This is a genomic window from Curtobacterium pusillum, from assembly GCF_007673235.1.
Classification (GTDB): Bacteria; Actinomycetota; Actinomycetes; order Actinomycetales; family Microbacteriaceae; genus Curtobacterium; species Curtobacterium pusillum_C.
The window spans coordinates 545,890-561,656 of record NZ_VDZH01000001.1 but is presented as its reverse complement, the minus strand read 5'-3'; the positions used below and the strand labels follow the sequence as shown (position 1 = coordinate 561,656).

General features: G+C 72.6%; 11 protein-coding genes. 2 read left to right on the top strand and 9 right to left on the bottom strand.

The window, feature by feature from the left end; all coding sequences use genetic code 11:
* Window positions 1-23 precede the first annotated feature (23 nt).
* The 4 genes from FS532_RS02580 to FS532_RS02565 all read right to left on the bottom strand — a co-directional run bounded on the left by FS532_RS02580 (window position 24) and on the right by FS532_RS02565 (window position 6,167).
* Entirely contained in the window at window positions 24-1,604 is a 1,581-nt protein-coding gene (locus FS532_RS02580; RefSeq protein ID WP_144750027.1) for a Na+/H+ antiporter, read from the bottom strand.
* 162 nt (window positions 1,605-1,766) lie between these two features.
* Window positions 1,767-3,257 carry a glyceraldehyde-3-phosphate dehydrogenase gene (locus FS532_RS02575; RefSeq protein WP_260852525.1) on the bottom strand — a complete coding sequence of 497 codons (1,491 nt, stop codon included), beginning with the start codon at window positions 3,255-3,257 and terminating at the stop codon, window positions 1,767-1,769.
* The gene (locus FS532_RS02570) at window positions 3,254-4,603 is read right to left on the bottom strand and encodes a phosphoenolpyruvate carboxykinase domain-containing protein (RefSeq protein ID WP_186321877.1); all 1,350 of its coding nucleotides are present in this window, start codon (window positions 4,601-4,603) and stop codon (window positions 3,254-3,256) included. Before FS532_RS02570 ends, FS532_RS02575 begins: the two co-directional genes overlap by 4 nt.
* Before the next feature lie 115 nt (window positions 4,604-4,718).
* Complete coding sequence (locus tag FS532_RS02565; RefSeq protein ID WP_144750023.1) at window positions 4,719-6,167, bottom strand: helix-turn-helix transcriptional regulator; 1,449 nt, start codon at window positions 6,165-6,167, stop codon at window positions 4,719-4,721.
* Window positions 6,168-6,301: 134 nt separating this feature from the next.
* Here FS532_RS02565 and ppsA point away from each other — a divergent pair, with 134 nt between their 5' ends.
* The gene (gene ppsA, locus FS532_RS02560) at window positions 6,302-8,704 is read left to right on the top strand and encodes a phosphoenolpyruvate synthase (protein WP_144750021.1); all 2,403 of its coding nucleotides are present in this window, start codon (window positions 6,302-6,304) and stop codon (window positions 8,702-8,704) included.
* A gap of 131 nt (window positions 8,705-8,835) precedes the next feature.
* Here ppsA and FS532_RS02555 read toward each other — a convergent pair whose 3' ends face one another.
* The 5 genes from FS532_RS02555 to FS532_RS02535 form a co-directional block, all read right to left on the bottom strand.
* The gene (locus tag FS532_RS02555; RefSeq protein WP_186321876.1) at window positions 8,836-9,366 is read right to left on the bottom strand and encodes a HutD/Ves family protein; all 531 of its coding nucleotides are present in this window, start codon (window positions 9,364-9,366) and stop codon (window positions 8,836-8,838) included.
* A complete protein-coding gene (locus tag FS532_RS02550; protein WP_144750019.1) occupies window positions 9,363-10,691 on the bottom strand; it encodes an MFS transporter in 1,329 nt (442 codons plus the stop codon). The genes FS532_RS02555 and FS532_RS02550 overlap by 4 nt, the downstream gene beginning before the upstream one ends.
* 23 nt (window positions 10,692-10,714) lie before the next feature.
* Window positions 10,715-12,259, bottom strand: coding sequence for an HAL/PAL/TAL family ammonia-lyase (locus FS532_RS02545; RefSeq protein ID WP_144750017.1), 1,545 nt, complete (start codon window positions 12,257-12,259; stop codon window positions 10,715-10,717).
* Window positions 12,256-12,921, bottom strand: coding sequence for an IclR family transcriptional regulator (locus FS532_RS02540; protein WP_144750015.1), 666 nt, complete (start codon window positions 12,919-12,921; stop codon window positions 12,256-12,258). Before FS532_RS02540 ends, FS532_RS02545 begins: the two co-directional genes overlap by 4 nt.
* Window positions 12,922-13,107: 186 nt before the next feature.
* Window positions 13,108-13,893, bottom strand: coding sequence for an IclR family transcriptional regulator (locus FS532_RS02535; protein ID WP_144750014.1), 786 nt, complete (start codon window positions 13,891-13,893; stop codon window positions 13,108-13,110).
* A 176-nt stretch (window positions 13,894-14,069) separates the two neighbouring features.
* On the opposite strand from FS532_RS02535, the gene hutU reads away from it, so the two are divergent.
* Entirely contained in the window at window positions 14,070-15,767 is a 1,698-nt protein-coding gene (hutU, locus tag FS532_RS02530; RefSeq protein ID WP_313957228.1) for a urocanate hydratase, read from the top strand.

Here is a 15,767-nt window from a genome sequence, read left to right as displayed (position 1 = left end):
GAGTCGCGCCTCCAGGCCGCTCGTCAGGCGGAAGCCGCGCCGCTCAGGCGCGCCTCCTCCGCGTCGTAGCCCGCACGCACCTGCCGGAGCACCAGGTCGTCGATCTCGTCCGCGTCGCGGAGCCGCAGGAGCGTCGCGGCCTTGTGCTGCACGAGCGCCAGCTCGAGGGCGACCGCGGTGTCGTGCCGCTGCAGGGCGGGGTGGTCGTCGTCGTCCTCCTCGCGCGCCTGGATGACATCGAGGTGGGCCTCGTAGTCCTTGCGCACGCGGTCGACGGTGGCGCGGTCGGCTCCCGTCGAGCGGGCGAGCCGGGGGAGGGCGTCGAGGGCCTCCTCGATCGCGGTGCGCTCGGCGTAGCGGCGTTCCTCGCCGACGGATTCGTCCTCGGGAAGGGCAGCGCGGCGCAGGACGGCGGGGAGCACGAGCGCCTGGCCGACGATGGTGACGACGACGACCCCGGCGGTGACGAAGACGATGAGGTCGCGGTCCGGGAACGCATCGCCGGACTCCAGCATGCGCGGGACGGCGACGGCCATGGCGAGCGACACCGCACCGCGGAACCCGGCGAAGCCGCTGACGAGGCGGTCGCGGTGGCCCTCGCGGGGTGCGCCGCCGGTGCGACGGGTGACGAGCCAGACGGTGCCGCCGGCGGCGTTCAGGAAGGCGAAGCGCACGAGGACGAGGAGCACCGCCACCGCGGCGATCACCCCGGCGGCACGGAGGAGTTCGGCGGGATCCAGGGCACGTGCGGCGACCATCGCCTCGATGCCGACCAGGACGAACAGGGCGCCGTTGAGCAGGAAGGTCAGGAACGACCAGAACGCCCGGACCTGCTGCCGGGTCTCGGCACGGTCGAGCTTCGGTCCGACCTGGCTGACGACGATGCCGGCGGCCACCACGGCGAGCACGCCAGAGGCGCCGATCGCCTCGGCGGCCAGGAACGCACCGAACGGCACGAGCAGCGTCACGAGGTTCTCGAGGACGACGGTGTCGACGCGGCGCAGGACGAGGGTGCCGACCCACGCGGCGGCGAGTCCGGCGGCGACACCGCCGAGGTACGACAGCGCGAGCATCCCGGACACGCCCCAGAACGTGAGCTCCTGCGTGCCGACGGTGACGGCGACCGCGATCCCGTAGACCACCAGGGTGGTGCCGTCGTTCACCAGGCTCTCGGCGCGGAGCACCGTGACGTTCCGACGCGGCAGCATCTTGGTGAGGACGCCGACCGCGGTGGCGTCGGTCGGGGCGACGGCGGCGCCGAGGACCCAGGCGGGTCCCCACGGCATGCCGAGCAGGTGCAGCAGGACCGCGACCGCGCCAGCGGTGACCACGACGAGGAGGGTGCCCATCAGGACGATGCCGCGGAGGTTCTTGCGGATCTCCCGGAGCGAGGTGGTGAGGCTCTCCCAGTAGAGCAGCGCGGGAAGGAACAGCAGCAGGACGGCGTCCGCGGGGAGCTCGACGTCCGCGAACTCCGGGATGAACGCGAGCCCGGCACCGATCACGAGCAGGAGCACCGGCGGGGCCACCCGGATGCGGTCGGCGATGCCGGCCGTCAGGGCGATGGCGAGGCCGAGCACCACCACCAGTTCAGGTCCCAGCACACGCACTCCTCGTTCGACCGACACCCCAGTCAACGCGGTGGGTGCTGACAGCGCACGGCAACGGGGCCGTGTCCCCACACCCCTGCGCGGACACGGCCCCGGATCGGCCCGGTCGGGCCGCTCTGCTCGGCCGGACGGCCGGCACCCCGGCCCGGTCGGGAGCTACCGCTCGGCCACTGCGAGCGGCGCGATCGACCGGCCATCGGCGTCCACCCGGTCCCGGGGGAACGCGGGCAGGCGGACGCCGGTCATGGACTCGAGCACGCGGACCACCTGCCGCGAGTACCCGTGCTCGTTGTCGTACCAGACGTAGACCACCGCCGAACCGTCGCCGTCCGCGATGGTCGCCAGGCCGTCGACCACCCCGGCCTTGCGGGAGCCGAGCACGTCGGTGGACGCGAACTCCGGTGACTCGACGTAGTCGACCTGTCGCCGGAGCGATGACACGAGGGACACGTCGCGCAGGAACGCGTTCAGCTCGTCGCGGTCGGGCGCACCGTCGAGCTGCAGGGACAGGACGGCGAGCGACCCGTTCGACACCGGGACGCGGATGGCGTTGCCGGTCAGGCGTCCGGCGAGCTCCGGGTACGCCGCGCCGACGGCCTTCGCCGCACCGGTCTCGGTGAGCACCATGTTGAGCGTCGCGGCACGGCCCCGGCGGTCGGCGCGGTGGTGGTTGTCGGTGAGGTTCTGGTCGTTCGTGAACGCGTGCACGGTCTCGACGTGGCCGTGCCGGACCCCGTACCGCTCGTGCAGGGCAGCGAGGATCGGTGTCACCGCGTTCGTCGTGCAACTGGCCGCGGCGAGGATCCGCTCGTCGGCGATCTCGGCGTCGTTCACCCCGTGCACGATGTTCGGGACGTCGCCCTTCGCCGCGGTCGTCAGCAGGACCCGCCCGGCACCCGGTGCCGCGAGGTGCCGTTCGAGGCCCGCCCGGTCCCGCCAGCTACCGGTCGAGTCGACGACGACGGCATCCTCGATCCCGTGCGCCCGGTAGTCGACGCGGTCCGGCGCCTCCGCGCGGATCACCTGGATGACGGTGCCGTTCGCCGTGATGGTCTGCGCGGTCTCGTCGACGGTGATCGTGCCGTCGAACGGGCCGTGGATGGAGTCGCGTCGGAGCAGGCTCGCGCGCTTCGCCAGGTCGCCCGGGCCGCCGGGGCGGAGGACGACGGCGCGGAGTCGCAGACCGCTCGCCCCGCCGGCGCGGGCGAGCAGGATCCGGGTGACGAGCCGTCCGATGTGACCGAAGCCGTAGAGGACGACATCGGTCGGTGCGAGCGCCTCCGACCCGTGGCCGACGACGTCGGCGAGCTCGGTGCGGAGGAACGTGCCGAGGTCGCTGGGAGCGGAGTCCCCTGCCAACAGCTCGCGGTGGCGGCGGAGCAGCGCCGCGACGTCGACGACCGCCGGCCCCAGGTCGAGCGTGGCCAGGGCACGCAGGACCGGGAACGTCTCGGACGGGTGCAGTTCGGTGCCGTCGAGGTGTCGGGCGAACCGGTGCGCCTTGAGCACCTGGTTCGCCGACAACCCCACGAGTCGTCGGCCGTGGATCGTGGTGACGACGTTCTGCCGGCGGTACAGGCTGCCCACGATCGGGATCGAGGCCTCGGCGAGGGACTCCTCCTCGATCCAGTCGGCGAAGACGCTCACGCGGCGACCTCCCGTCGCGCGGGCGCCACTGCCGCGGCCGGGGCCGCGACCGCGGTCCCGGTCGTGCCGGGCAGGCCGTCGAGCGCCGTGGCGATCTCCGCCGGGCCACCCCACGCGGTCGTGCTGATGGGCATCGCGGTCCCGACGAGCGCCGCGAGCGCGTCGACGTCTGCGGCACCGGCCGGGTCGGTGACGACGAACGCGTCGACGGTGATGCCGCGCGAGCGGACGGCAGCACGAGCAGTCGTGCCGTGCAGTCGGACGGCGACGGTCGCGTCCGGGGCCCCGGCAGCGGCGGGGTCGCCCCCGCGGGGTAGGTAGTGGCCGTGCCGGTCGATCAGGTGCAGCGCCCGGTCGTCGTCGCTGCCGGGCCACCACACGTCGCCGTCCTCGTCGAGTGCGGTGTCGACGAACACCGCGTCCCGCTCGACGTCGGCCGCCAGGACCGACCTCGGTGAGAGGCCGGTCACGGGGACGACCGCGCCGTCGGTCAGCGCTCGGGCGACGACGGCGTCGGGTCCGGGGCGGACGAGCACCGGGCCGGCGGCGAGGAGCTCGACGTGCTGGCCGCCGGGGGTCGTGTGGTCGAGACGGACCGCCGTGCGACCGGTGACGGCGACAGTGGTCGTGCCGTGGTCCCCGTGCACGCGCAGGAGCGTGACCTCGACGGCGCGGTCGTCCGTGTGCGCCCGGAGCGCCTCGAAGACACCGGAACCGTCGTCACCGCCGACGAGCCACACGGTGCGTACTCCCGCGCGCTCGTCCAGCAGCACCGTGCGACCGGTCGGACGGGTGTCACGCGGACTGCGGAGGCTCGTGTGCACCGTGCGCACGACGTCGGCCTCCGGGCCAATCGCATCGAGTGCGTCGACCCCGACGGTGGTGAGGGCTCGGAGCACGGCCACGCTCGCGGGGGAGTCGGTGACGTGCACGCCGAGGACGTCGGGTGCGTCCGGATCACCGAGCAGGAAGGGCACGACGTACATCGTCCGACCGCGCATCGACTCAGCGACGCGCTCGACGACGCCGGCTGCAGTCCGGTCCGTGACAGCAGTGCGCCCGACGCGTTCCGGCGACCGCACGAGCAGGCTCCCCGGCCGCGCCCCCGGGTCGAGCCGCACCACGTCGGCGTCCATCGTGAACCGCGTCACGAGCTCCCGCCACTGCTCGTCCGACCCGTCAACCCAGACGACCTCGTCGGCCCGGGTCAGCAGTGCCGTCCGCGCCACCCACTGCGCCGTCCCGGCGTGGGCGAGGTCGTGGTTCCGTGCGCCGTCCGGCACTTCGGGCAGGGGCAGGACCCGCGCTGGTGGGAACGTGTGGCGGTGGTGAGCGGTGCGGGGCATGGTGGCCTCCTCGTCGAGATCCGTGCTGGTGTGCCACCACCCTCCGTCCAGCGGACCGGCACCGACGAAGAAACGAACCTCGAAAAAGACCGAGATTCGGGAAAACCCGAATGCGTCACGCAGCATCCCCCGTGTGCCGCTCGAGGAACTCGAACACCTCGGTGTCGTCCACCCCGGGGAACCGCCCCGACGGCAGCGACGCCAGCACGCGGGTGTGCATCCGCGCGCTCGGCCACGCCGCGTCCGACCACCGGGACGCCAGCGGCGCCGGCGGTCGGCGGCAGCACGACTCGTCCGGGCACGTCGACACCTGGCGCTCGGTGGTCTCGCGGCCGCGGAACCACTTCGCGTCGTCGAACCGCACACCGAACGTGATGCTGAAGGCTCCATCGGGCCCGGAGCCGGTCTGGGTGGAGGACCAGTACGTCCCGGCGGTGGTGTCGGTGTACTGGTGCGCCTCGGACGTCCGGGCGCTGCGGTCCCCGGCCCACCGCGCGACCCACTTCCGGCAGACCACCTGTCCCTCGACCGCACCGGTGACGTCGGCAGGCAGCGGCAGGTCGTCGTTCTCGTACGCCTTGTAGATCGCACCGTCCTCGCCGACCCGCAGGAAGTGCACCCGGACGCCGAGGTGCTCGGTGAGCAGGTTCGTCATCCGCAACGCCGCTGACTCGTGGGTGACGCCGAACGCGTCGCGGAAGTCCTCGACGGCGAGGTCCCGCGACGCCTTCGCCTCGGTGAGGAATCCGACCGCCTGCTTCCGGGGCATGAGGCACGCCGCGGCGAAGTAGTTGATCTCGAGCCGCTGTTGCAGGAACTCGGCGTACGACGAGGGCGGCTGGTGCCCGAGCAGCCGGTGCGCCATCGCCTGCAGCGCCATCGACCGCAGGCCGTGTCCGCCCGGGATCGAGGCGGGCGGCAGGTAGATCCGCCCGTTCGCCAGGTCGGTGATGCTCCGTGTGGAGTGCGGCAGGTCGTCGACGTAGAGCAGGGTGAACCCGAGGTGCTCCGCCATCCGGCTGACCTCGCGGTGTGTGAGCGCCCCGACCTCGTGGCCGACGGCGCCGACGACCTCCTCGGCCAGGGCGTCGATCTCCGGGATCGCGTTGTTCCGCGCGCGCATCCGGTCGCGGAGCTCGGTGTTCGCCCGTCGCGCCTCCTCCGGCGTCGCGGACGCCTCGCGGGCCTTCCGGTCGAGTTCCTGCAGGGTGCGGACCAGGGCTGCCAGCGCGTCCTGCGGCAGGGACTTCGAGACCCGGACGGGAGGCACGCCCAGCGCCGCGTACTGCGGCCCACCCTGCAACCGTTGCAGCTCCAGTTCGAGCGCGGACCGCGGGTCGGGAGCCTCCGCCTGCAGCAGGTCGAGGACCTCAACGCGGAGCGCCGACGCCAGGCCCGGCAGCTCCGCTGCGCGGACCGGCCGCTTGCCGTTCTCGATCAGGGACAGGGTGCTCGCGGTGGTCCGGAGCTCGGCCGCGAGCGCGGTGAGGGTCCAGCCGGCGCGGGTCCGGAAGTGCCGGATGCGCGCCCCGAGGATGCGTGCGTTGTCGTCGTCGACCTGCATGGAACGGACCGTATCCGAAAATCCGGCGGATTTCGAGGATGTTCGTCGGGTCGAAGCGTTCGCCGATCCCGCACGGTGGGTGACACGCCCAGCCGGGACACGATCCCGGCGGTTCAATGACGAAAGGCGAACTGATGACGATCATCGACGAACGGACGGCCCTGGTGCCGGACGTCCTGCCCCTCGACGCCGTCGGCCTGGAGGACCTCGCGTCCGTCGGCGGCAAGAACGCCTCGCTCGGCGAGATGCTCCGCTCCCTGTCCGGCCTCGGCGTCCGCGTGCCGGACGGCTTCGCCACGACCGCGACCGCGTTCCGCCGCCACATGGAGCACACCGGTCTGACGTCCTGGATCAGCGCCACGCTCGTCGCGCTCGACGTCGAGGACACGGCCGCCCTCGCCGCCGCGGGGGCGGAGATCCGTCGCCGTGTGCTGTCGACACCCCTCGAGCGCGGACTCGAGCAGGCCGTCCGGGAGGGCTTCGCACGACTCACCGCCGAGGCACCCGACGAAGCCTCGTTCGCCGTCCGGTCCTCGGCGACCGCGGAGGACCTGCCCGACGCGTCCTTCGCCGGGCAGCAGGACACGTACCTGAACATCCGGGGGATCGAGCACGTGCTCGACGCCGTCCGCCGGGTGTTCGCCTCGATGTACACCGACCGAGCGATCGCCTACCGGGTGCACCACGGGTTCGTGCACGACGAGGTCGCGATCTCGGTCGGCGTGCAGCGGATGGTCCGGTCGGACCTGGCGTCCGCGGGGGTGCTGTTCACGCTCGACACGGAGTCCGGCTTCGACCGCGCGGTCTTCGTCACGAGTGCCCACGGCCTCGGCGAGGGCGTCGTGTCGGGCGCCGTGAACCCGGACGAGTTCACCGTGTCGAAGCCCGCGCTGGCCGCGGGTCGTCCCGCGATCCTCGGCCGGGTGCTCGGCTCGAAGGCCCAGCGGATGGTGTTCACCGACGACCCCACCGTCGGCCGCACGACCGCCTTCGTGGAGACGAGCGCCGCCGAGCGCCGGCACTTCTCGTTGCGCGACGACGAGGTCACCGAGCTCGCCCGCATCGCCGTCGTCATCGAGGAGCACTACGGACGCCCGATGGACGTCGAGTGGGGCAAGGACGGCCTCGACGGTCGCCTGTACGTCCTGCAGGCCCGCCCGGAGACGGTCGCGTCGCGTGCCTCCGCGTCCGTGATCGAACGGCACCGCCTGGTCGTGCAGCCCAGCACGCCGCCGCGGCTCGAGGGACGCGCGATCGGCCAGCGCATCGGATCCGGGACGGTCCGGGTCCTGGCGAGCGTCGACGAGATGCACGACTTCCGCCGTGGCGACGTCCTCGTGGCGGACATGACCGACCCGGACTGGGAGCCGATCATGCAGCGGGCATCGGCGATCGTGACGAACCGCGGCGGCCGGACCTGCCACGCGGCGATCATCGCCCGAGAACTCGGCATCCCCGCGGTCGTCGGCACCGGGACCGCCACGAGCACCCTGCACGACGGCGACCTCGTGACGGTGAGCTGCGCCGAGGGGGAGACCGGCGTCGTCCACGACGGGGTCCTCGACGTCGAGACCGAGCGCATCGAGGTCCACGACCTGCCGGAGCTCGACGTCGACCTGATGCTGAACGTCGGGAACCCGGCGCAGGCGTTCTCGTTCGCCGCGCTCCCGAACGCCGGCGTCGGCCTCGCCCGCATGGAGTTCGTGGTCGGCCGGCAGATCGGCGTGCACCCGAACGCCCTGCTCCGACTTGCCGACCAGCCGACCGACGTCCGCGAGCAGATCGAGGACCGGATCGCCGCGTACGGCTCGCCCCGGGACTTCTTCGTCAAGCGCCTGGCCGAGGGCGTCGCGACCCTCGCAGCGGCGTTCGACCCGAAGCCCGTCGTGGTCCGGCTGTCCGACTTCAAGTCGAACGAGTACGCGGGCCTGCTCGGCGGTGCCCGGTACGAGCCCGTCGAGGAGAACCCGATGATCGGGTTCCGCGGCGCCTCGCGCTACCTGTCCGAGGAGTTCGCGCAGGCGTTCGCCCTCGAGTGCGAGGCGATCCGCACCGTCCGGGAGGTCATGGGCTTCACGAACGTGCGCGTCATGATCCCCTTCGTCCGCACCGTCGACGAAGCCCAGGCCGTCGTGGCCCTGATGGCGGAGCACGGTCTCGAGCGCGGCCGCCACGGTCTGCGGGTCGTCATGATGTGCGAGATCCCCGCGAACGCCCTCGACGCCGACCGGTTCCTCGACCACGTCGACGGCTTCTCCATCGGGTCGAACGACCTCACGCAGCTCACCCTCGGCGTGGACCGCGACTCCGCCCTCGTCGCCGAGTCGTTCGACGAACGGAACCCGGCCGTGCTCCGGCTCATCGACATGGCGATCGACGCCTGCCGCGCCCGCGGCGCGTCCGTCGGCATCTGCGGGCAGGGCCCGAGCGACCACCCGGACCTCGCGGAGCACCTCCGTGCCCGCGGGGTCACGTCGATGTCGCTCAACCCCGACACGGTCGTGAGCACCTGGCAGCGGCTCGCGTCGGCGGTCTGACGCGACCACACCCCGGACTGGAGGCGCGTGGCGGGCCCGCACCGCGCCTCCAGTCCGTCGCGTGGTGACGGAAGACCGCATCCAGTGAGCAGCAATCGTCGGGTCACGGTCCGCGACCCGACGATTGCTGCTCACTCGATCGCTGTCCCGGCGGGGATGGCAGCGATCGCGATGCGGCCGCGGCCGGTGAGGGACACCGGCCCGACGACCGCGTCGAACGGGGCCAGTGGGCCGTCGGGACCGGTGACCGTGCCGTCGAGGGCGACCGCGACCCCGTGCACCTCGAGGTCGCCGTCGAGGGACACCACCGTCAGCGACGGCGTACCGGAGCCCCGACGCACCATGAGGTTCAGGTCGTACCCCGGAGTCGTCACGCCGACCGCGCGGACGGCGGCCTCGCCGGCGAACGCCACCGTGTCAAACTGCACGAGCACCGTCCGGCCGCCGTCCACGTCGAGCGTCAGCGGGTGCGGCGACAACGACAGCAGCACGCGGTCCACGCCCGGGAGCGACGAGAACGGAGCGTCCGAGCCGATCGTCGCGATGCTGAGCCGGGCGTCGAACGGTCCTGCGGCCGGCGTGCGCCAGAGCTCGACGGTCTCACCGAGCCCGTTCGCCCACCGGCTGCGGGGCGCGTCGGCGAACCGGACGGTGCCCGTCACAGCTCGTCGTCGTCCATGCTCAGGTGCGCGGTCTCCGGCGCCATCAGGATCGACACGACCATCCCGATCGCCAGGATCCCGGCGAGCACGAGGAGCGTCGGCGTGATGCCCCAGGCGCCGAGGGTGAGCGGCAGCAGGAACGTGCCGATCGCCGAGCCGATGCGACTCACGCCGTTGACGAGCCCGACGCCCGCGGCCCGGACGTTCGTCGGGAAGAGCTCCGGCGGGTACACCTGGTCGAGGTTCGAGCTGGCGGACATCACGAACGTGAACACGAGGAACGCCGGCAGCACGAGCCAGAGCGGGGCGTGCTCGCCGAACGAGACGATCGCCAGGGCCACGGCCATGATCCCGAACGTCCAGATGATGAGCGGTCGACGTCCGGACTTCGCGACGAGCCACAGACCGACGAGCCCGCCGAGCAGCAGGAAGACGTTGAGGAGCGCCCCGGCCGCGAAGCCGTCGGCGTCCATGCCGAGGCTCAGCAGGATGACCGGCAGGAAGCTGTAGACGGCGAAGTACGGGATGACCTGCGCGTTGTAGAAGACGGACCCGAAGACCGTGTTCCGGAGGTTCTTGCCGCGGAACAGGTCCCGGTAGCGACCGGGTGTCCGCCGTTCGTGGGCGGCGGCGACCGCGTCGACGTCGAGTCCCTCCGGCAGGAACTTCGCGACGATCGCCCGGGCCTCGGCGAGGCGCCCCTTGGTGATGAGCCATCGCGGGGACTCCGGGGTGCCGAGTCGCAGCACCAGCACGGCTGCAGCGGGGATCGCACCGCTCGCCAGTAGCCAGCGCCAGCCGTCGCCCGTGCCGAGCGTGCTCACCCAGGTGCCGATGAAGTACGCAGCGGTGTAGCCCACGGTCCACGCCACCGTCAGCGTGGCGAGCAGTCCGCCGCGGAACCGCGCCGGCACGAACTCCGCCACCAGGGTCGGCCCGAGCGCGTAGTCCGCTCCGACGCCGAAACCGATCAGCAGGCGCAGGACGAACAGCGTCCCGGGGTCGTGCACGAAGAACTGCGCGGCCGAGGCGACCACGATGAGCACGAAGTCGAGCATGTAGACGAGTCGACGACCGAACTTGTCGCCGAGCCAGCCGCAGGTGATGCTGCCGACGAAGATGCCGATGAGGACCGAGCTCGCGATGAGTCCCGACCAGACGTCGCTCACCGGGAAGGCCTGCGGGATGAGCGTCAGCGCGATGCCGATGCTCCCGAGGGCGTAGCCGTCCGAGAAGTTCGCGCCGAACGTCAGCGCGGTGATCCGCAGGTGGAACCGGCTCAGGCGCTCCGGCGGGGCCGCGGTCCGGGGGGACGACGCTGTCATGGTGCTCCGATGGTGTGGGGTGGTCATTCGAGCGGGCCGGTGACGGACTCCGCGGCGGCGACGAGGTCGTCGGACGCCAGGAAGGTGCGGAGGGCCTCGATGTCCCGGCCGAACTCGCGGTCGACGGGGGCGGTGGGGACGAGTCGGCGGACGGCCTCCCGCACGGCGCAGAGCGCGGGCGAGCCGGACACGCCGACCTCGTCCGCGAGCAGGTCCGCCGCCTGCGCCGCAGCGAGCAGTTCGATCGCCAGCACGTACTGCAGGCGGTCCGCGCAACGGTACGCCTGCTGGGCGGCGAGGTGCGCGTTGCTCACCGGGTCCTCCTGGCCGGCCGACGTGGGGATCGACTCGACCGAGGCGGGAGAGACCTCGCCGCGCATCTCGAGCACGAGCGCGGCGGCCGTGTACTGCGGGATCATCAGGCCGTTGTGCAGCCCGGGCGTGGGCGCGAGGAACGGTGGCAACTCGCTGACGGTGCTGTTCACCATCCGGTCCGTCCGGCGTTCGCTGTGGTGGGCGAGCACGGCGGCGGCGGCCTTCACGGCGTCCATGGCGAGTCCGACCGAGGTGCCGTCGAAGTTGCCGGCCATGACCGCGTCGCCGTCCTCCGGGAACAGCAGGGGGTTGTCCCCGACGGACCCGAGGGACTCGTCGACGATCCGGGCGGCGTCGTCGAACGACCGCCGGACGGACCCGTGCAGCTGGGGGAGCGCGCGGAGCAGGTAGGGGTCCTGCACGCGGTGGTCGCGGTGCAGCTCGGCGATCGCGCTCCCGTCGAGCAGTCGGACGAGGTTCCGCGCGGACGCGGCCTGCTCCGGGTACCGGCGGAGCGCGTGCACCCGCGGGTCGAGGGCACGCGTCGTCCCGCGGAGCGACTCGAACGCCAGCGCCCCGATGACGTCGGCCTGGCGGGCCGCTCGCCGGACGTCGTGCGTGACGAGGGCGGCGACCGCGGTGATGCTCATGATGCCGTTGAGGAGCGTCAGGCCCTCCTTCGCCCGGAGTCGAACGGGAGTCAGCCCGCGGCTGCGCAGTGCCTCGGCGCCGCTCACCACGACACCGTCGACGGTCGCTCGTCCGCGGCCGGTGAGCACGAGGGCGATGTGCGCCTCGAGCGCCAGGTAGCCGAGTGAGCCGCCGCCGGGGACGACCGGCGTCACGTGCGCCTCGAGCAGCGCGCGGATGAGTTCGAGCGTCTCCAGACGGGTGCCGGACCGACCGGCACCGAGGTGCGCGAGCATCACGACGAGGATCGCCCGGACCTGCTCCTCCGGGATCGGCGCGCCGACCGACACCGCGTGGGAGACGATGATGTTCTCCTGCAGCCGCAGGGCGTCCTCGGGCGCGATGGTCTCGGTGTAGTTGTCGCCGAAGCCGGTGGTCACGCCGTACACGACGGTGCGGTCGTCCAGGAAGCGCGTGACGAGGTCGGCGGCGGCGTCGACGCGTCGGGCGTAGGCGTCGGAGAACCGGACGACGGCGCCGTGCCGGGCGACGGCGACGACCTGGTCGACGGTGAGCGGTTCCTCGTCGAGCAGGACGTCGTCGACCACGGCACCGCCGCTCATGCAGGCACCGCCGGGTACACCGCGCGGGACTCCCGGACCAGGTGCTCGCCGATCCGGGCGACGTCGGCCGGGTCGGTGAGCCGGTAGCTCGGGACCAGGCAGGACATCGCGGCGACGACCCGGTGGCCGGCGCGCACCGGCGCGGACACCGCGGTCACGTCGCGCTCGGCGCCCTCGGCCACGACGACGTACCCGTCCTCGCCGACGTCGTCGAGCAGGACCCGACCGACGGCGGTGTCGGTGAGCGGGATCGTGCGGCCGACCCAGCCCACGTGCCGGATGGACTGGGTCCCCTCGGCGATGGCGAGGTGCATCGCGGTGTCGCCGACGCCGAACACGCTGAGGTAGCAGGACTCGGTCGTGCCCTGCGCGACCCGGCGCATGGCGTCGCGGGTCTGGGCGACGAGCGCCGTGTTCGACAGGGCTGCGGCGCCCAGCTGCACCAGGTGCGGGCCGGCGGTGAACGCACCGTCGTCGTCACGGCGGACGAATTCGCGGTGTTCGAGTGCTCGGAGGAGGCGGAGCGCGGTGCTCGCCGACAGGTCGGCCCGCCGTGCGGCCTCGGTCAGCGAGATGCCGTCCGCGTCGCACACCAGGCCGAGCAGGACGAGGGCGCGGTCGATCGTCCGCATGCCCTGTCCGCCCGTGGATTGCTCGGTCATGGCTGCCACCCTACGGAATCTGGTTTTCATTGAGTAGCAATGCCGTGTTTCGTTCTCGTGAAATCTGCTGGCCTGGAGGCGCGGGGCGGGCCCGCACCGCGCCTCCAGTCCGCCGTGTGGTCACGGGAGACCGCGTCGAGTGAGTAGAAGTCGTCGGGTCACGACCGGCAACCCGACGTTTCCTGCTCAGTCGACGGGTGCCGGCGCCGACGTGCCGAGCCGGCGGGCGAGCACGTCCGCGGTGCGACGGACCTCCGCGAGGAGCGACGGCGGCACGCCGCCGTCCGCGGTCGACGCGTACGTCGACCCGATGCTCGCGACCGGCCACCCCGTGGTGTCGAGCACCGCGACCGCGACCGACGACAGCCCCGGGGTCACGGCTCCGTCCTCCGTCGCGTACCCGGCGGCCCGGATCCCCTCGAGCTCGTGCCGGAGCGTCCGCAGGTCGCCGGGGCCGGTCTCGGTCCGTCGGACGAACGCGGTGCCGGGCGGGTACAGGGCTCGGAGCTGCGCGGTCGGGGTCGCGGCGAGCATCGACTTCCCGGTGGCGGTGAGGTGCGCGGGCAGTCGGACCCCGACGTCGGTGACGAGGGCTCCGCGGTGCCGGGCGCGTTCCTCGACGACGTAGACCACCTCGGCGCCGTGCAGCACGCCGAGGTGGGCGCTCTCGCCGGTGCGGTCGACGAGGGTGGCGAGCAGCGGGGCGCCGAGCAGGGTGAGCGGCTGCTGCCGGGTGAAGCCGGAGCCCAGCTCGAACGCCGCGATCCCGAGTCCGTACTTGCGCGCCTCGACGAGGTGCAGGACGAACCCGTGCTCGGTGAGCGACGTCAGCAGTTGGTAGACCGTGGACCGCGGCAGGTCGAGTCGGGTGGCGATCGTGCTGGCGGCGAGCGGTCCGCGCTGTGTGGCGAGGAGTCCGAGCACCCGCAGGCCGGCGTCGAGTGCGGGGACCTTCGGCGAAGGGCTGGGCATGGTGCTCCGATGTCGGCGTCGTTTCCTGTCCGGTATCCCGGACACTATCTGGCGTCGTGGGGTCCGCGCACCCGGGCGTCTCATGTCAGATGGAGGAACGCCGACGGGCAGGGCCCGGCGGATACCGACGGACCGGCGCCCGGCCGGGCGGCGAGACCAGCGACGAAGGAGCCACCGTGACCGAGACTGCAGCAGACCACGCCGTGACCACCCCGGCCGGATCGGGCCCGCGGACGGTCCGCGCCGCTCGCGGGACGACCCTCTCCGCCAAGAGCTGGCAGACCGAGGCACCGCTGCGGATGCTCATGAACAACCTCGACCCCGAGGTCGCCGAGCGCCCCGAGGACCTCGTCGTCTACGGCGGCACCGGCAAGGCGGCGCGGAACTGGCAGGCGTTCGACGCGATCGTGCACGCGCTCCGCGACCTCGAGTCCGACGAGACCCTCCTCGTGCAGTCCGGCAAGCCCGTCGGGGTGTTCCGCACGCACGAGTGGGCGCCCCGCGTGCTCATCGCGAACTCGAACCTCGTCGGGGACTGGGCGACCTGGCCGGAGTTCCGCAAGCTCGAGGCCGAGGGCCTGACGATGTACGGCCAGATGACCGCCGGCTCGTGGATCTACATCGGCACGCAGGGCATCCTGCAGGGCACGTACGAGACCTTCGCCGCCGTCGCCGAGAAGCGGTTCGGGGGCACGCTCGCCGGGACGATCACGCTCACCGGCGGCTGCGGCGGCATGGGCGGCGCGCAGCCCCTCGCCGTCACGCTCAACGGTGGCGCCGCGATCGTCGTCGACGTCGACCGCGCCCGGCTCCAGCGTCGCGTGGACCACCGGTACCTCGACGAGCTGGCGGACGACCTCGACGACGCGGTCGCCCGGGTCACCGCCGCGAAGGCCGAGCGGCGTGCGCTCAGCGTCGGGCTCGTCGGCAACGCCGCCACGGTCTTCCCCGAGCTGCTGCGCCGCGGCGTCCCGATCGACGTCGTCACGGACCAGACGAGCGCGCACGACCCGCTGAGCTACCTGCCGGAGGGCTACGGCGTCGACGAGTGGGCGGCCCGAGCCGAGTCCGACCCGGAGACGTTCACCGCCGACTCCCGCCGGGCGATGGCGAAGCAGGTCGAGGCGATGGTCGGCTTCCAGGACGCCGGCGCCGAGGTCTTCGACTACGGCAACTCGATCCGCCGCGAGGCCGAGCTCGGCGGCTACGACCGCGCGTTCGCGTTCCCGGGTTTCGTGCCGGCGTACATCCGTCCGCTCTTCGCCGAGGGCAAGGGGCCGTTCCGCTGGGCAGCACTGTCCGGTGACCCGGCCGACATCGCCGCCACCGACCGGGCGATCCTCGAGCTGTTCCCCGAGGACGAGAAGCTCCGTCGGTGGATCACCGCCGCGGGCGAGAAGATCCAGTACGAGGGCCTGCCCGCCCGCATCTGCTGGCTCGGGTACCAGGAGCGACACCTGGCGGGCCTGAAGTTCAACGAGATGGTCGCCTCGGGCGAGCTCAGCGCCCCGATCGCCATCGGCCGCGACCACCTCGACTCCGGCTCCGTCGCGTCCCCGTACCGCGAGACCGAGGCGATGGCCGACGGCTCCGACGCGATCGCGGACTGGCCGCTCCTGAACGCCCTGCTCAACACGGCGTCGGGTGCGACCTGGGTGTCGATCCACCACGGCGGCGGTGTCGGCATCGGCCGGTCCATCCACGCCGGGCAGGTCATCGTCGCCGACGGCACGGACCTCGCCGCCGAGAAGATCGCCCGCGTGCTCGTGAACGACCCGGGCACCGGCGTCATGCGCCACGTCGACGCGGGCTACGAGCGCGCCGAGGAGGTCGCCCGCGAGCGCGGCCTGCGCGTGCCGATGTGGGAGGTCTGA

Excerpts from the sequence above, each read along its gene's own strand:
- ppsA (WP_144750021.1), top strand. The coding sequence starts at position 6,302 with ATGACGATCATCGACGAACGGACGGCCCTGGTGCCGGACGTCCTGCCC.
- FS532_RS02535 (WP_144750014.1), bottom strand. The coding sequence starts at position 13,893 with ATGCCCAGCCCTTCGCCGAAGGTCCCCGCACTCGACGCCGGCCTGCGG.
- FS532_RS02550 (WP_144750019.1), bottom strand. The coding sequence starts at position 10,691 with ATGACAGCGTCGTCCCCCCGGACCGCGGCCCCGCCGGAGCGCCTGAGC.
- FS532_RS02540 (WP_144750015.1), bottom strand. The coding sequence starts at position 12,921 with ATGACCGAGCAATCCACGGGCGGACAGGGCATGCGGACGATCGACCGC.
- FS532_RS02565 (WP_144750023.1), bottom strand. The coding sequence starts at position 6,167 with ATGCAGGTCGACGACGACAACGCACGCATCCTCGGGGCGCGCATCCGG.
- FS532_RS02570 (WP_186321877.1), bottom strand. The coding sequence starts at position 4,603 with ATGCCCCGCACCGCTCACCACCGCCACACGTTCCCACCAGCGCGGGTC.
- FS532_RS02545 (WP_144750017.1), bottom strand. The coding sequence starts at position 12,259 with ATGAGCGGCGGTGCCGTGGTCGACGACGTCCTGCTCGACGAGGAACCG.